Source organism: Flavobacterium sp. 25HG05S-40 (assembly GCF_052654735.1).
This window is the reverse complement of record NZ_CP199750.1, coordinates 1,896,684-1,913,234: the sequence shown is the minus strand read 5'-3', so window position 1 is coordinate 1,913,234 and position 16,551 is coordinate 1,896,684. Positions and strand designations below refer to the sequence as shown.

Sequence of the window (16,551 nt, the reverse complement as noted above, 5' to 3'; positions counted from 1 at the left end):
TTATTTTTTATAGAAGGGCATTTTCACCACTTTGGCCGCCACTTTATTGTTTCGAATTTGGATAAAAATGGTACTGTCAACCGCAGCAAATGCTGTTTTTACATAACCCATTCCTATTCCTTTGCCCAAAGATGGCGCCATCGTTCCCGAAGTTACTATTCCAATGTTGTTGCCATTAGCATCAACAATTTCATAATCGTGACGTGGAATCCCGCGTTCGGTTAATTCAAAACCAACAAGTTTTTTGGAAACACCTATTTCTTTTTGTTTTTTCAGATTTTCTGAGTTGGTAAAATCTTTGGTGAATTTGGTAATCCAACCCAGACCAGCTTCTAAAGGCGAAGTAGTGTCGTTGATATCATTTCCATACAAACAGAATCCCATTTCCAAACGCAAGGTATCGCGTGCTGCCAATCCAACCGGTTTGATTCCGAATGCTTTTCCGGCTTCAAAAACTTTAGTCCAAATCTGTTCCACTTCCGAGTTTTTACAGTAAATCTCAAATCCACCCGAACCTGTGTAACCGGTAGCTGAAATGATTACATGTTCAATTCCGGCAAAATCAGCTACTTCAAAATGATAGTATTTTATTTCAGATAAATCTATGGAAGTCAGTGACTGCATTGCTTCAACAGCTTTTGGGCCTTGAATAGCCAACAGAGAATATTCTGCAGAAAGGTCTTTCATTTCCACGCCTAAATCATTGTGAGACGCAATCCAATTCCAGTCTTTTTCAATATTGGAGGCATTGACAACTAACAAGTATTGATTTTCTTTCATTCGGTACACGATGAGATCGTCTACAATTCCACCTTCATTATTGGGTAAGCAAGAATATTGTGCGCGTCCGATCTCCAACACTGAAGCATCGTTGGAAGTTACTTTTTGGATTAACGCCAAGGCATTTTCACCAGTTAGCAAAAATTCGCCCATATGGGAAACATCAAATACACCAACGTCATTTCTAACGGTTTCGTGTTCTGCATTGACGCCTTCGTATTGAACGGGCATGTTATAACCTGCAAACGGAACCATTTTTGCTCCTAAACTTTCATGTATGTGTGTTAACGCTGTATTTTTCATTATATTATTTTAAAGTATTTCCAAAACGTGGAATTTATAATTGGGTATTTTAAAGATTTATTTTCTAACAAAAGGTGGTAGCAATTTGCTACTCACTTCTCCAAATCCGATTCTCACCGAACTGTTTTGACAAAATCCTTTCATAATTACGGTGTCATTGTCGTTGATGAACTTGCGTTCCGAACCATCATTCATTTTAATGGGATTTTTTCCACCCCAGGTTAATTCTAACATCGAGCCAAAACTATCTGGTGTTGGACCCGAAATCGTTCCTGACCCCATCATGTCACCCGAATTAATACGACATCCATTGGAAGTATGATGGGCTAATTGTTGCGCCATCGACCAATACATATATTTGAAGTTCGACTTCGAAACCAAAGTTGGTGCTGTGTTTTCAGGTTCTATATACACTTCTAAATTGATATCAAACGCATTTTTACCTTTTTGTTGCAGATAGGGTAAAGGTGTCGGTTCTTGTATGGTTCCTTTGCATCGGAACGGCTCCAAAGCATCCATAGTGACAATCCACGGTGAAATAGAAGACGCAAAGTTTTTCGCTAAAAACGGTCCTAGCGGCACATATTCCCATTTCTGGATATCACGAGCACTCCAGTCGTTCAATAAAACCATTCCGAAGATATAATCTTCCGCTTCGTTTATCGGAATATTTTCGCCCATAATATTGGCATCGGTTGTGATGAAAGCAGTTTCCAGTTCAAAATCAATCGATCGTGATGGTCCAAAAACCGGAGTGGTTTCGCCATTAGGCAAGGTTTGTCCCATAGGTCGGTGTACCGGAATTCCGGACGGAACGATAGTAGAACTTCTTCCGTGATAGCCTACTGGAATGTGAAGCCAGTTCGGCAATAAAGCATTTTCAGGATCACGGAACATTTTACCAACATTAGTAGCATGCTCTTTGCTCGAATAAAAATCAGTATAATCGCCTATAAGTACAGGAAGTTGCATTTCAATATCTTCCATTTTGAAAATTACGATATCTCGGTGTTCCTGATTGTCTCGGAGTAAGGGATTGTTACTGTCGAAAATATCACCAATTCGGTTTCGAACCAAGCGCCATGTCTTTTTCCCATCCGAAATAAAATCGTTTAAAGTATCCTGCATGAACATATCGTCGGTCAACTCAATTCCCTCAAAATAATTGAGCTGCTGTAAAGCACCCAAATCGATCGCGAAATCTCCGATTCGAGTTCCAATAGTGATCACATCTTCCTTGGTTAAGAAAACGCCAAATGGAATATTTTGAATAGGGAAGTCGCTGTCTGTAGGGACAGTAAGCCAAGATTTACGTTTAGGATTGTTGGTAGTTAAAGGCATGATGAGTGGTTTAATTTTGTTGAAAAATTCAGTAATCAAATATATCATTTACTATTAATTTACCAAACCATTTTTGTAATTTTGAGCACAATTAATCGAAATAATTTCAAATGCAACGCGACAAACTAATTTTTGACCTTATCCTTGAGGAACAAGACAGACAGATTCACGGAATTGAACTAATTGCATCAGAGAACTTTGTGAGCGACCAAGTGATGGAAGCTGCTGGTTCAGTACTGACCAACAAATACGCCGAAGGGTATCCCGGAAAACGATATTATGGCGGTTGTGAAGTGGTAGATGTTATTGAACAAATCGCTATAGACAGAGCCAAAGAACTTTTTGGTGCCGAATATGTCAACGTGCAACCTCACTCTGGTTCACAGGCTAATACTGCTGTTTTTGCAGCTTGCTTGAAACCCGGAGACAAGATATTGGGTTTTGATTTATCACACGGTGGTCATTTAACACATGGTTCTCCTGTTAATTTTTCAGGGAAATTATACGCACCTTCTTTTTACGGCGTAGAAAAAGAAACCGGAGTGCTTAATTATGATAAAATTCAGGAAATCGCAACAAGAGAAATGCCCAAAATGATTATTGCGGGAGCTTCGGCGTATTCCCGTGATATGGATTTTAAACGATTCCGTGAAATTGCTGATAGTGTAGGCGCTCTTCTATTAGCTGATATTTCCCATCCTGCCGGATTAATTGCCAAAGGATTGATGAATGACCCCATTCCGCATTGCCATATAGTTACAACAACTACGCACAAAACCTTACGCGGACCAAGAGGTGGTATCATTATGATGGGTAAAGATTTTGAAAATCCATGGGGTTTAACTACGCCAAAAGGAGAAATCAGAATGATGTCCCATGTTTTGGATATGGCTGTTTTTCCCGGAAATCAAGGCGGTCCTTTAGAACACATCATTGCTGCTAAAGCTGTTGCTTTTGGAGAAGCGTTATCCGATGAGTTTTTCACGTATGCGATGCAGGTGCAGAAAAACGCCAAAGCTATGGCAGAATCTTTCGTAAAAAGAGGCTACCATTTGATCTCTGGTGGAACTGATAATCACATGATGCTCATCGATTTAAGAAATAAAAATATTTCGGGTAAAGATGCTGAAATAGCCCTTGGCAAAGCTGAAATAACCGTAAATAAAAACATGGTACCATTTGATGATAAATCGCCTTTTGTAACTTCCGGAATTCGAGTAGGGACACCAGCAATTACTACACGTGGTATGATGGAAAGCGATATGGAAATCATTGTTGACCTAATAGATCGCGTACTTTCTAATCATACAAATGATGAAATGTTGGAAGGAATTGCCGACGAAGTAAACGACATGATGAGCGAAAGAGCCATTTTTGTTTATTAAGCAGTTTTATAACACATACCTATTGTTAAAAAGTCTTCCCTTTGGAAGACTTTTTATTTTATGATAATTGTTAGGATTTGCAGATGGAATTTGTCGTAAATTTGAGTACCTTAAATGGTTAACGAAAACTCCATGAAATTACATCACATACTATTTTTTTCTTCACTTATTGTTTTTTCTTGCAGCAAAAAAGATTCCGATGAGATAAAACCAACAAAAGGAACCATTACAGAAAGTGTCTACGCTTCTGGTGTCATTAAATCGGAAAACCAATATACCGTTTTTTCTACTGTAAATGGTATTCTGCAAAGCATCAATGTTACAGCGGGAGCTACCATCAGCAAAGGACAATCATTGTTTCAAATTGAAAGTGATAAGGCAGCCTTAAACACCGAAAATGCACGTTTGGCCTATCAGTTAAGTCAAGAAAGCAGTCGCTACATTCAGGACAAAATCTCGGAAATGGAAACTAAAGTTCAGGCAGCCAAAGATAAGTTAGCTTTAGATCAATCTATTTACAGCCGTAATAAAAACATCAAGCAATACAACGTGATTTCCGAAGTAGATTACGAACGCGTCGAGTTGGCTTATAAAAATTCGAAGTCCAATTACGAAGCCGCTGTAAAACAATTGTCTCAATTAAAAGCGCAGTTGCAAAACGAACAAAGCCGAAGCAATATCAATTTAAAAATCAATCAAAAAAATCAAAGCGATTTTACCATCAAAAGTGCTTTCTCAGGCGAGTTGTTTGATGTCTTAGTCAAGGAAGGAACTCTAATTACCACCCAAACGCCTTTGGCTATAATTGGTGAAAAGAACTCTTATGTCCTCGAATTGAATGTGGATGAAAACGATATGGTTCTTGTCAAAATCGGTCAAACAATGCAAGTGAGTATGGACAGTTATCAAGGAAAAGTTTTTGAAGCTACAGTCGACAAGATTTACCCCATTATGGACGTGCGCTCCCGAACTTTTAAAATTGAAGCTCATTTTATCAATCCGCCCCAACAATTATATCCAAACCTTACGGCGGAAGCTAATATAATTATTCAAACTAAAAAAAATGTACTGTCCATCCCCAAAAGCTATCTAGTTGACAAAGAATATGTCTTGGTCAATGAAGATGAAAAACGCAAAGTCAAAATAGGTTTAAACGATTACAATCATGTTGAAATCTTGGAAGGTTTAACTGCTGAAGAAACCATTTACAAACCTAAATAATGAACTTTAAATTGATTTTAAACATAGCCCTGCACTTGCTTCAGGCGCGATTAAAGCAAACTATCGTAGCTGCTGTTGGGGTTACTTTTGGCATTGCGATGTTTATTACGCTTATTGGTTTTATGAATGGAATGAATGATTTGCTGGATGGATTGATGCTCAATAGAACGCCACATGTTCGTTTATATAACGAAATAAAACCTTCTGAAAATCAACCCATTTCGTATTCAGAAAAATATAAAAATGATATTCATATTATATCTTCAGTAAAGCCGAAAGACAGAGGAAAAGCCATCTACAATTGTAAATCGATTATCCACACTTTAAAGCAGGACAAACGTATTATTGATGTGGCTCCCAAAGTGACAACACCCGTTTTCTTTAATTCGGGTACCATCGAAATTTCGGGAGTTATTAACGGAATTGATGTCTTGGCCGAAGAAAAGCTATTCAAAATAAGCGACTACATGATCGAGGGTCAAGTGCCCGATTTGCTTCAGAATAACAGCATTATCATCGGTAAAGGTCTGGCCAAAAAAATGCTTTTGGAAAAAGGCGATATCATCAAAGTGACAACTTCCAAAGGCAATTTGGCTTCACTTAAAATAGTCGGAATTTCTCAAATTGGTATTGCCGATATTGATGATACGATGAGCTATACGTCTTTGGTAACTGCCCAAAAAGTTTTGGGAGAACCAACCAACTATATTACGGATATTCAAGTAAAAACCCATGACATCACCACTGCACCCGCTTTGGCAAAAGAATTTAAAGAACGGTTCAACTTAGATACCATCGACTATCAGACCACCAATTCTCAATTTGAAACGGGCAGTTCCATCAGAAGTATCATTTCGTATGCAGTTGGAATCGTATTGTTGATTGTGGCTGGATTCGGAATTTACAACATCCTGAACATGATGATTTTTGAAAAAATGGACAGCATTGCTATTCTAAAGGCCACCGGTTTTTCGGGTAACGATGTCCAATGGATTTTTATTTCATTATCGATGGTTATCGGAATTACTGGTGGTGTATTCGGATTGCTCTTTGGTTATATTTTTTCCAATATTATTGATGTTATTCCGTTCAATACCGCGTCGTTGCCCACCGTTAAAACCTATCCGATAAACTATAATCCAATATTTTATGTAATCGGAATTGTCTTTGCACTCATCACCACTTTTATTGCCGGTTTATTTCCGGCCTTAAAAGCCAGTAAAATAGATCCTGTAGAAATTATCAGAGGAAAATAATATGAACACTACTGTTTTAGAAACCAAAGGCCTGACTAAGTACTTTTACGACCCGATTAAATTTCAGGTCTTAAAGTCGATTGATATGAGCATCAATCACGGCGAGTTTGTCTCTATCGTCGGGAAATCGGGCTGTGGGAAATCGACTTTATTGTATCTGCTTTCCACTATGGATACGGATTATGAAGGAGAAATAATGCTTCAAAATGAATTGATTACCGGAAAATTAGACAAAGAACTCGCTCAAATTCGGAATGAAAAAATTGGTTTCGTATTTCAGTTCCATTATTTGCTTTCGGAATACAATGTTTTACGGAATGTCATGTTGCCCGGACTTAAACTAAAGCATCTTTCTGAAGCCGAAGTTGAACACAATGCCATCGCACATCTAAAAACATTAGATATGGCTGATCAAGCGCTAAAAATGCCCAATCAATTGAGTGGCGGTCAAAAGCAAAGGGTGGCCATTGCCCGAGCCTTAATCAACAATCCTTTAATCATCATGGGTGATGAGCCTACCGGAAATCTGGATAAAAAAAACAGCGATATGGTGTTTGATATTTTTAACAAACTTACTTTAGAAGAAAAACAAACATTGTTAATAGTAACGCACGATAATGATTTTGCCAAAAGAACCAACCGAACCATCACCATGGAAGACGGTTCTATTGTGTCTTAACCGTCATTATGATTTTGACAGTCTAATGGTTAACACCATTTTTTATGATTTTTTTAATAGATTTTCGCCACAAAAGGGCTAACTATGCACATCATCAAATCAAAAATCATCCATCATGAAAATCAAAATCCATTTCTTAGCGGGCTTGCTATGCCTCATTAGTATTTCGTTAAAAGCCCAAACGGGAAGCATTAAAGGGAAAGTAATCCATCCCGAAAAAACTTCGGCAAACGGTATTTTAATATCACTGCTGCTAGCCAAAGACGCTACACTTATCAAAACTCAGATTTCTGAAAACGACGGCAGTTTTGAATTTCCTAACCTTCTTGATGATACTTATACCCTTGTCATTGAAGACGATAGATATACACTTTTTCAAAGCCAATCCATTAGCCTATCTAAAGACCAACCACTTTTTATAGTGCCCACAATTACGCTGCAACCCACAGAAGCCAATTCGCTCAAAGAAGTCGTGGTTCAAAAGAAGAAAATGTTTGTGGAAAACAAGATAGACAAAACAGTGTTGAATGTTGATGCTCTGATTTCGGCTTCCGGTGGCGATGCGATGGATGTTCTCGAGAAAGCTCCCGGAATCATCGTCGACCAAAACGGGACAATTACGTTTAAAGGAAAAAGTGGTGTCGCTGTTTTTATAGATGATAAACCCACGTATTTATCGGGTGCCGATTTAGAAGCCTATCTAAAATCGTTACCGGCTAGTACGCTCAACCAAATCGAATTAATGACCAATCCTCCGGCAAAATACGATGCTGCAGGTGGCGCGGGAATCATCAACATCATTACCAAAAAATCAAAAGTCAAAGGTTTTAACGGAAGCGTTACCTCAAGAGCTTCTCTCGGTAAAAGAGCTCAAACTCGACAGGGACTGAACCTGAATTACCTAAACAATAACGTCAAGGTATTTGGAAATCTTAGCTATAACTATCAAAATGGGCTCAATGATTTGTACATTTTCCGACGCTTCAAAAATGAGGATTTGACTATTAAAAGCTTGTTTGATCAAACCAGCATCATGACAAGAACCGGCAATAATGTCAATGGGAAAGTGGGAGCCGATTATTATATCAATGAAAAAACGACTTTGGGAGTAGGTGTTACTGGGACTTTCCGATCCGGAAGTAGCCAAAGCGATGTCAATAGCCGTTTGTCTGACGCTAACTCGGTTCTCGATTCGACCATCATTGCCAAAAACCGCGAAAAAAATACCTTTAAAAATGGCGGACTGAATCTGAATTACCGCTATGATATCGATAGTGTGGGAACCAAATTTACGGCCGACTTTGATTATTTACGATACGGTACTGATGCCCAACAGCAATTCAATAATACAGTGTTTCAGCCCGACAATTCGATTAGTAATCAAAACGAATTACGCGGTAATTTGCCTTCCAAGATTGACATTTACTCCTTTAAAACCGACTACGCAAAGCCACTAAAGAATAACGGTTCGCTGGAAACCGGATACAAAGTCAGCTATTCCAAAACCGACAATATTGCCGATTACCGCGATGTGATTAACAACATTCCGATTCCAAATTACGATACCAGCAACCATTTTAGGTATAACGAAATCATCAATGCAGCGTATGTGAATTTCAATACCAGTTACAAAAGGTTCACCTTGCAAACCGGATTGCGATTGGAACATACCTATTCCAAAGGAAATCAATTGGGCAATCTAGAAAAACCGGCTTCACAGTTTAAAAGAAGCTATACCAATCTGTTTCCTACCGTGTATGTGCAGTACAAATTGGATTCTATCGGGAACAATCAATTGGTGTCTTCCTACGGAAAGCGCATCAATCGCCCGTATTTTCAAGACTTAAATCCGTTTATTAGTCCACTGGATCGATTTACCTACTATGGCGGTAATCCGTTCTTGAATCCTTCCTTTGCTCATAATGTTGATTTGTCCTACCGCTATAAAGGCTACTTTTCGACCACAGTAAGCTACGGCAACACCAGAGACGATATTAATGAAACCATAGAAATTGATGAAGGCATCTACTACAGCAGACCAGGAAATATTGGTAAAAGCGAGTACTACAGTATCAATGTTACCGCTGACATTCCCTTTTACAAATGGTGGAACGTTAATCTGTATTCCGAAATTACCCATTCCAAATTCAAAAGCAAACTCTACACAGAAAATCTAGATACTTCGGGAACGTTTTGGCATTTTTCTGGAAATAGTTCTTTTATTTTTTCCAAAGACTGGTCCGGTGAAATAGGAGGGTATTATCAAACCGATATTGTATCGTCTCAGTTTACCCTTGGAGCGCGAGGTGCCGTAAATATTGGCATTAAAAAGAAAATCATGCAGGATAAAGGAAGCCTTCAATTTTCGGTAAACGATGCTTTTTACGGTAATATCAATAACGGAATCATCAATAATTTAAGACTTACAGACGCCAATTGGGTAAACAAACCCGATAGTCGATTCGCGGCACTCACATTTACCTATAGTTTTGGAAATGCCTTCAAATCAAAAGAGCAGCATAATGCGAGCGGTGCTGACAGCGAAAAAAATAGGGTAAAAGAGTAACGGGAATTTGTGTATTTTTGAACTTTAATTTTGAAACCGCAGTAGTATGGGAGTCTTACGTTTAGAATTGCCAACCGATCCAAGATGGGTAAACATCGTCGAAAAGAATATTGAAGAAATCCTAACGGACCACGCTTGGTGCGAACAAAAAGCCGCCACTAATGCCATAACCATCATCACCAACAATTCGGAACACGAGGATTTGGTAACCGATTTACTGGCGCTTGCCAAAGAAGAATTAGATCATTTTGAACAAGTGCATGACATCATCAAAAAGCGCGGACTCAAGCTTGGCAGGGAGCGAAAAGATGATTACGTCAACGAATTAGCCCAATACATGAAGCGAAGCAATACGGGCAGTCGGGTTTCCGGTTTGGTAGAACGCTTACTTTTTTCAGCCATGATTGAAGCCCGTAGCTGCGAGCGTTTTAAAGTGCTGTCGGAAAACATCCAAGACGAAGAACTATCCAAATTCTACCGCGAACTGATGGAAAGCGAAGCAGGTCACTACACTACTTTCATCACCTATGCCCGAAAATACGGCAAAGGCATCGACGTTGAAAAACGCTGGCGTGAATGGATTGCTTTTGAAGCAGCCGTCATCGCTAATTATGGGAATAAAGAAACCATTCACGGGTAATTTTTTAGGAGCACAACGTTTCCCTTTTTTAAGGACGCATGTTCCCGCTGTCCGCTATAGAAGGTGCCGCTACCATCGGGGCTAGCGACAACATTTCTCATTCCCGCGTAGGCGGGAAGCTATTGTGTGCCTGGTTTGGATTCCCGCCTTCGCGGGAAAGACAGCCATCTGTTAATAAATTACTCAATATTTCGTTGCTATAATGACTTGGTTTCATCCATGAAATCTTATATTTGAGTACATTCAATAACGCACAAAATGAGAATAGAAACGGATATCAAACTGGGTTTTAAAGACGTCATGATACGTCCCAAACGTTCCACCTTAAACAGTCGGGCTCAAGTCAGTCTGGAACGCGAATTCAAATTCATGCACAGCACGGCAATATGGACAGGAATCCCCATTATGGCCGCCAATATGGATACTGTCGGTACGTTTGAAATGGCATTGGCATTGGCCAAAGAAAAACTCTTTACCGCCATTCACAAGCATTATACGCTGGAGCAATGGAATGACTTTCTCCAAAAAGCGCCAAAAAGTATCGCCGATTATATCGCCGTAAGCACCGGAACCGGGAAAGACGACTTCAAGAAAATCGCTGCCATATTTGAGAACCATCCAAATCTAAAATTTATTTGCATAGATGTCGCCAATGGCTATTCGGAACACTTTGTCAATTTTCTGCGTCAAGCCCGAAAACAATTCCCCGATAAAGTCATTATTGCCGGCAATGTCGTTACCGGAGAAATGGTAGAAGAATTGCTTCTAGAAGGTGCCGATATTGTAAAAGTAGGTATCGGACCGGGTTCTGTTTGTACGACTCGAGTGAAAACGGGCGTAGGCTATCCGCAACTTTCTGCGATTATTGAATGTGCCGATGCGGCTCACGGATTGGGTGGACACATCATAAGTGATGGCGGTTGTGCTATTCCGGGCGATGTGGCCAAAGCCTTTGGAGCGGGAGCCGATTTTGTCATGCTGGGAGGCATGTTAGCCGGACACACCGAAAGCGGAGGCGATATGATCGAAATCAAAGGCGAAAAGTTCAAACAGTTTTACGGCATGAGTTCGGAAACCGCTATGAAAAAGCACGTTGGTGGCGTTGCCGAATACCGTGCCAGCGAAGGAAAAACAGTCCAGGTTCCGTTTAAAGGCGCGGTTATCGATACGCTTCACGATATTTTAGGAGGCATCCGCAGCACCTGCACTTATGTAGGCGCTTCCAAACTCAAAGAACTTACCAAAAGAACGACGTTTATCCGAGTAATAGAACAAGAAAACCGAGTGTTTACCAAATAAATTTTATAAGGTTCGTCATGAATGACGAGATAGTATCGAGAAGGCTGCTCATGGATTCTCGATAGTGTGGTGATGATTGTTGTTGTTACTTTAACTAAAAATTAGGATTCGTTTTAGGACTACATCTAATTTAAACAGTAATTTTATGACTTATGGAAAAGCACGTAAAAAAAGGATTCATCTTCAGAAAATACGAAGCTCCGTTTCAATCGCTTTTCGATAAATTGTTTGAGATTTTTAAGGAATTAATCACACATACTTCGGGCGATTTTGAGGAGGCAATCGATTGGTTACGACAGTTGGATGTAGAATACAAACTAACAGACAACAGCTATACTATTGATGATTTTATAGAAGATTTAAAGAAAAAGGGATACATCCGTGTAGAACTTCAAGATGACGGAACCTCAGGTACTGCTATTACCGCAAAAACAGAAAGAGCCATTCGCCAGCAGGCCTTAGACCAAATTTTCGGGAATTTAAAAAGATCCGGCACCGGAAATCACAAAACAAAATATTCGGGTAACGGTGATGAACAGACGGGAGAATTCCGCGACTATCATTTTGGTGATGGTCTCGAACGTATTTCGCTAACAGAAAGCCTACGAAATGCTCAAATAAATAATGGGGTAGGCGAATTCTTGTTGACCGAAAACGATTTGGTCGTCGAAGAGTCCAAATTCAAAGCGCAAATGAGTACCGTTCTGATGATTGACATCAGTCACAGCATGATTCTTTACGGAGAGGACCGCATCACACCGGCCAAGAAAGTGGCTATGGCGTTGGCAGAATTAATCACGACCCGTTATCCCAAAGATACGCTTGATATTTTAGTGTTCGGTAATGATGCTTGGCCTATCGCGATTAAGGATTTACCGTATTTAAAAGTTGGGCCTTATCATACGAATACAGTGGCAGGTTTACAGTTAGCGATGGACATGCTGCGCAGAAAACGCAATACCAACAAGCAGATATTCATGATTACTGATGGAAAGCCTAGTTGTGTGCGTGAAAAAGACGGCACCTACTATATGAATTCCAACGGACTAGACGAATACATTGTAGAACAATGCTACAATCAGGCACAACAAGCCCGAAAACTGCACATTCCTATTACTACATTCATGATTGCCAATGATCCTTATTTGCAGCAATTTGTAAATCACTTTACAGAAGCCAATCAAGGAAAGGCGTTCTACACCGGATTAAAAGGTTTAGGCGAAATGATTTTTGAGGATTATGAGACCAATAGGAAAAAGAAAATTAAATAATTTTTGGGCGTTTCCCTGCGGGTCGGGCTATTCGTTTCAATCTTTTTATTGTTTTGTCACATCGAGCGCAGTCGCGATGCTTTTTCTAAAACAATAAAAAGGATTTCCACTGCTATCCCTAACGCAAACCGAAGTAAAACTTAAGTAACAATTACAAAAAAACACTATAGAGAAAACAATGAAAGATATAAAAACATTAGGCGAATTAAAGAAATCAGGATACCAATCCAGAAGTATTAAAGAGGAATTACGGGATAACTTACGAGCGAAATTAAAAGCTGGCGAGCCTGTTTTTGAAGGGGTTCATGGTTTTGAAAGTACAGTGATTCCGGAGTTGGAACGCGCTATACTATCCCGCCATAATATTAATTTACTCGGACTTCGCGGTCAGGCCAAAACCCGTTTAGCACGAAAGATGATTACGTTGTTAGATGAATATATGCCAATTGTGGCTGGTTCTGAAATCAATGATGATCCGTTGCAACCCATTTCTCGTTTTGCTAAAGATTTGATTTTAGAAAAAGGCGATGCAACGCCGATACAATGGATACACAGAAGTGAGCGTTTTTCAGAAAAATTGGCAACGCCTGATGTAACAGTAGCCGATTTAATTGGCGATGTTGATCCGATAAAAGCGGCTAATTTAAAATTATCCTATGCCGACGACCGCGTGATCCATTTCGGAATGATTCCACGAGCTAACCGTTGTATTTTTGTGATTAATGAATTACCCGATTTGCAGGCCCGAATTCAGGTTGCCTTGTTCAATATTCTACAAGAAGGTGATATTCAAATTCGGGGTTTCAAATTGCGAATGCCGTTAGATATTCAATTTGTCTTTACTGCCAATCCGGAAGATTACACCAATAGAGGTAGTATCGTAACGCCTTTAAAAGACAGAATAGGGTCGCAAATTTTGACACATTATCCCGAAAATGTAGCTATCGCAAGAACAATTACCCATCAGGAAGCCAAGTTGGACGCTTCTCAAACAGAAACTATTCATGTGCCTAATTTAGCCAAAGATTTATTAGAGCAAATTTCATTTGAAGCTCGAGAAAGTGAATACATTGACAATAAGAGTGGCGTCAGTGCGCGTTTGAGTATTACCGCTTATGAAAATTTACTCAGCACCGCCGAGCGTAGAGCCTTGAAATCGGGCGCAGAGACCACTTCGGTTCGATTATCCGATTTTATGGGAATCATTCCGGCCATAACAGGTAAGGTAGAATTGGTTTATGAAGGCGAGCAGGAAGGTGCAGCTATTGTAGCGCAACACTTGATTGGAGATGCTATTCATACATTTTTCCCTGCCTATTTTCCTAAAATTGAGAAATTGGAACGCGATGCCGAGAGTAGTCCGTATGCCAAAATTCTGGAATGGTTTTTTACCGAAACCGGATTCGAATTATTAGACGAAGCTACCGAGGAAGAGTACAGAAAACAATTAGACGCCATAAAACCGTTAGACGATTTACTTCAGAAATACCAACCTGAAATTCCATTAGAAGACCGCTATTTTCTCAAAGAATTCGTACTTTGGGGATTGGTAGAATACGATAAGTTAAGCAAAGATAGAGCAGACTCCGGTTATCAATTTAAAGATTTATATGGAAGTTATATTAGTAAATTACAATAGGTTTAGTGTAACTACTTAGTATGTTACTTTACAACTAAATTGTACTTTTCCAAAAGCCCTTTTAAACCATCCGCAGAGAAAATCGCTTTTTTAAGTTTGTTTTTCTCTGGGTCGATGGTGTAGTCATAACTGGTATAAAAATCGGCTTTGTTGGCAATGGTATCGATAAAAACTGCTCTTCGCAGGTTACAATTATCAAATACGGCTTCGGTCAAATCACTTTTCATAAAATCCACCGAAACCATACTGCAATTGATGAATTGCATTTTCTTGAGTTTCAAAGCATAGAATTTAGCATAGTCCAATTGGCAATCCTTAAAGTGAAATTCATAAATCACCTGATCGGTCATCGCAAAGTTGACATTGGTAAAATTGCATCCGGTAAACTGCACGCCACGAAGCGAGACATAATTGACTTTGGTATCGTTAAAATTACAATCAAAGAAGGTACAGTCGATAAAGGCTACACTTTGAAACGTGCATTCGGTAAAATCACAGTTATGGAACGCGCAATTTTCATATTCTTTGTACTTGATATCTGCCTCGAGAAAGAAAACAGCTTCAAATTTAGAATCCAATATATAATCTGATGACATAGTATTTTTTTAAGGCGTAAAGCTAAGCGTTTTTTTGAAGGTATCATTTTGCCTGATGTTACAATTGACATAAACATCGTTTTAGTTGCTGCTTTTTTTCGAGCAAAAGACTAAATTTACCCCACAATTCATGGACTATGCATCAGGAAAAGACTTCCATTTCCGGCTTTTTTTATAAAAACCCATCACTCAAAATAAAAGAGTTTCAAGCATTCCTGACTTCGCGTTTCGGAGTGATATTTACTCTTAATATGCAATCAACCATTTTGTATTATTGGGTATATCATATCACCAACGACAAGCTTGCTTTAGGTTTGGTAGGTCTAGCCGAAGTCATTCCGGCTCTTGGTTGCTCGTTGATTGCGGGTCATTTTGTAGATCAGAGTGAAAAACGAAAAATGATTCTGCAATGTTTGTCGGGTTACATCGTTATTGCTTTGTGTTTGGCGGTACTGGCGTTGCCGAGTTCGCATAAAAATCTTTCCGTTTCCACTATTGTCTACTTCATTTATTTCTTTGTTTTTTTAGGTGGTATCCTGCGTTCCTTTTTTAGCCCATCGATGTTTTCTTTGTTTGGATTGGTCGTTCCGAGAGAGCATTATGCCAACGCCACGAGTTGGAGCAGTATGTCCTGGCAAATGGGCGCTGTGTTGGGACCTTTAGTTGCCGGTTTCGGAATTGCTTGGTTTGGAATTGCTAACGGACTTTTTATTGTTTTAGGCATTCAATTGTTCTTGTTTATTCCGATATTATCTATTACCGTGAAGCCCATTTTAAAGAAAGTCAAAGAGCCCATTTTACAAAGTGTTTCCGATGGATTGCGGTTTGTGGTTAAAACGCCTATACTCTTGGCGGCCTTGTCTTTGGATATTTTTTCGGTCTTATTTGGAGGTGCGGTAGCCTTACTTCCGGTATATCAGAAAGAGATTTTACACGTCAACGAAATGGGGTTTGGAATGTTGCGAGCAGCACCGGGAATGGGCGCTTTACTAACCTTAGGATTGTTGGCATTCCTGCCCTTAAAAACGTATCCTGGAAGAAAATTATTTATCAGTGTAACGGGCTTTGCGTTGTCTATTATTGTTTTTGGAATATCGACTAATTTTTATCTTTCGTTTGCAATGTTATTGCTGTCGGGAATGTTTGATGCGGTTAGTGTCGTTATCCGAAGTACCATTTTGCAATTAGTAACTCCCGATGCTATGCGAGGCCGAGTTTCAGCAGTTAACACTATGTTTGTAAGCTCGTCGAATGAACTCGGTGATTTCGAAAGTGGCGTCATGGCCAATTGGCTGGGAACGGTAAAAGCTGTAGTCGTTGGCGGTTGTCTTACATTGGGCGTAGTCGTCTTTACATTTTTCAAAGCACCTCAATTACGAGATTTTAGTTTTGAAGAGAAAGAAGTGGAACAGCATAAAAAAACAGTGTAATGTGAATTACACTGTTTTCTGAGCAAAGCTCTTTACGTTAGGATAGCATTGGTTAAACTAATTTCTCAACCGTCACTTCTTTTTTTAATAATTGTTTCAGAAAACCATCAAAATCTCTTGTAAAAGAGTATCATTTCTGGTTGTT

Annotated in this window: 13 protein-coding genes; 10 read left to right on the top strand and 3 right to left on the bottom strand. The window is 39.4% G+C overall.

Annotated features, from left to right (window positions below):
* Both gcvT and fahA read right to left on the bottom strand, forming a co-directional pair.
* Positions 1 to 1,083, bottom strand: coding sequence for a glycine cleavage system aminomethyltransferase GcvT (gcvT, locus tag ACULEU_RS08295; protein ID WP_445452136.1), 1,083 nt, complete (start codon positions 1,081 to 1,083; stop codon positions 1 to 3).
* A gap of 57 nt (positions 1,084 to 1,140) precedes the next feature.
* Complete coding sequence (gene fahA / locus ACULEU_RS08290; RefSeq protein ID WP_445452135.1) at positions 1,141 to 2,424, bottom strand: fumarylacetoacetase; 1,284 nt, start codon at positions 2,422 to 2,424, stop codon at positions 1,141 to 1,143.
* Positions 2,425 to 2,534: 110 nt separating this feature from the next.
* Between fahA and glyA the strand changes: the two genes are divergently transcribed.
* The 9 genes from glyA (at position 2,535) to ACULEU_RS08245 (ending at position 14,380) form a co-directional block, all read left to right on the top strand.
* Positions 2,535 to 3,809 carry a serine hydroxymethyltransferase gene (gene glyA, locus ACULEU_RS08285; protein ID WP_445452134.1) on the top strand — a complete coding sequence of 425 codons (1,275 nt, stop codon included), beginning with the start codon at positions 2,535 to 2,537 and terminating at the stop codon, positions 3,807 to 3,809.
* 132 nt (positions 3,810 to 3,941) lie between these two features.
* Positions 3,942 to 5,030 (top strand): efflux RND transporter periplasmic adaptor subunit, encoded by a 1,089-nt coding sequence (locus tag ACULEU_RS08280; RefSeq protein ID WP_445452133.1) that lies wholly within the window; start codon positions 3,942 to 3,944, stop codon positions 5,028 to 5,030.
* Positions 5,030 to 6,286 (top strand): ABC transporter permease, encoded by a 1,257-nt coding sequence (locus tag ACULEU_RS08275; RefSeq protein WP_445452132.1) that lies wholly within the window; start codon positions 5,030 to 5,032, stop codon positions 6,284 to 6,286. The genes ACULEU_RS08280 and ACULEU_RS08275 overlap by 1 nt, the downstream gene beginning before the upstream one ends.
* Before the next feature lies 1 nt (position 6,287).
* Positions 6,288 to 6,965, top strand: a complete 678-nt coding sequence (locus tag ACULEU_RS08270) for an ABC transporter ATP-binding protein (RefSeq protein ID WP_445452131.1) — start codon at positions 6,288 to 6,290, stop codon at positions 6,963 to 6,965.
* A 115-nt stretch (positions 6,966 to 7,080) separates the two neighbouring features.
* Positions 7,081 to 9,531, top strand: a complete 2,451-nt coding sequence (locus tag ACULEU_RS08265) for an outer membrane beta-barrel protein (protein WP_445452130.1) — start codon at positions 7,081 to 7,083, stop codon at positions 9,529 to 9,531.
* Between the two features lie 46 nt (positions 9,532 to 9,577).
* A complete protein-coding gene (locus ACULEU_RS08260; RefSeq protein ID WP_445452129.1) occupies positions 9,578 to 10,171 on the top strand; it encodes a tRNA-(ms[2]io[6]A)-hydroxylase in 594 nt (197 codons plus the stop codon).
* A 258-nt stretch (positions 10,172 to 10,429) separates the two neighbouring features.
* Positions 10,430 to 11,470: a GMP reductase gene (locus tag ACULEU_RS08255; protein WP_445452128.1), complete on the top strand. Its 1,041-nt coding sequence runs from the start codon at positions 10,430 to 10,432 to the stop codon at positions 11,468 to 11,470.
* A gap of 152 nt (positions 11,471 to 11,622) precedes the next feature.
* Positions 11,623 to 12,741 (top strand): vWA domain-containing protein, encoded by a 1,119-nt coding sequence (locus ACULEU_RS08250; RefSeq protein ID WP_445452127.1) that lies wholly within the window; start codon positions 11,623 to 11,625, stop codon positions 12,739 to 12,741.
* Positions 12,742 to 12,919: 178 nt separating this feature from the next.
* Positions 12,920 to 14,380: a magnesium chelatase gene (locus tag ACULEU_RS08245; protein WP_445452126.1), complete on the top strand. Its 1,461-nt coding sequence runs from the start codon at positions 12,920 to 12,922 to the stop codon at positions 14,378 to 14,380.
* A gap of 23 nt (positions 14,381 to 14,403) precedes the next feature.
* Here ACULEU_RS08245 and ACULEU_RS08240 read toward each other — a convergent pair whose 3' ends face one another.
* Positions 14,404 to 14,976: a pentapeptide repeat-containing protein gene (locus ACULEU_RS08240; protein WP_445452125.1), complete on the bottom strand. Its 573-nt coding sequence runs from the start codon at positions 14,974 to 14,976 to the stop codon at positions 14,404 to 14,406.
* Positions 14,977 to 15,113: 137 nt separating this feature from the next.
* Between ACULEU_RS08240 and ACULEU_RS08235 the strand changes: the two genes are divergently transcribed.
* Positions 15,114 to 16,406 carry an MFS transporter gene (locus ACULEU_RS08235; protein WP_445452124.1) on the top strand — a complete coding sequence of 431 codons (1,293 nt, stop codon included), beginning with the start codon at positions 15,114 to 15,116 and terminating at the stop codon, positions 16,404 to 16,406.
* Positions 16,407 to 16,551 lie beyond the last annotated feature (145 nt).

Bases quoted from the DNA above. Each gene is read 5' to 3' on its own strand.
- gcvT (WP_445452136.1), bottom strand. From the start codon at position 1,083: ATGAAAAATACAGCGTTAACACACATACATGAAAGTTTAGGAGCAAAA.
- fahA (WP_445452135.1), bottom strand. From the start codon at position 2,424: ATGCCTTTAACTACCAACAATCCTAAACGTAAATCTTGGCTTACTGTC.
- glyA (WP_445452134.1), top strand. From the start codon at position 2,535: ATGCAACGCGACAAACTAATTTTTGACCTTATCCTTGAGGAACAAGAC.
- ACULEU_RS08280 (WP_445452133.1), top strand. From the start codon at position 3,942: ATGAAATTACATCACATACTATTTTTTTCTTCACTTATTGTTTTTTCT.
- ACULEU_RS08275 (WP_445452132.1), top strand. From the start codon at position 5,030: ATGAACTTTAAATTGATTTTAAACATAGCCCTGCACTTGCTTCAGGCG.
- ACULEU_RS08270 (WP_445452131.1), top strand. From the start codon at position 6,288: ATGAACACTACTGTTTTAGAAACCAAAGGCCTGACTAAGTACTTTTAC.
- ACULEU_RS08265 (WP_445452130.1), top strand. From the start codon at position 7,081: ATGAAAATCAAAATCCATTTCTTAGCGGGCTTGCTATGCCTCATTAGT.
- ACULEU_RS08260 (WP_445452129.1), top strand. From the start codon at position 9,578: ATGGGAGTCTTACGTTTAGAATTGCCAACCGATCCAAGATGGGTAAAC.
- ACULEU_RS08255 (WP_445452128.1), top strand. From the start codon at position 10,430: ATGAGAATAGAAACGGATATCAAACTGGGTTTTAAAGACGTCATGATA.
- ACULEU_RS08250 (WP_445452127.1), top strand. From the start codon at position 11,623: ATGGAAAAGCACGTAAAAAAAGGATTCATCTTCAGAAAATACGAAGCT.
- ACULEU_RS08245 (WP_445452126.1), top strand. From the start codon at position 12,920: ATGAAAGATATAAAAACATTAGGCGAATTAAAGAAATCAGGATACCAA.
- ACULEU_RS08240 (WP_445452125.1), bottom strand. From the start codon at position 14,976: ATGTCATCAGATTATATATTGGATTCTAAATTTGAAGCTGTTTTCTTT.
- ACULEU_RS08235 (WP_445452124.1), top strand. From the start codon at position 15,114: ATGCATCAGGAAAAGACTTCCATTTCCGGCTTTTTTTATAAAAACCCA.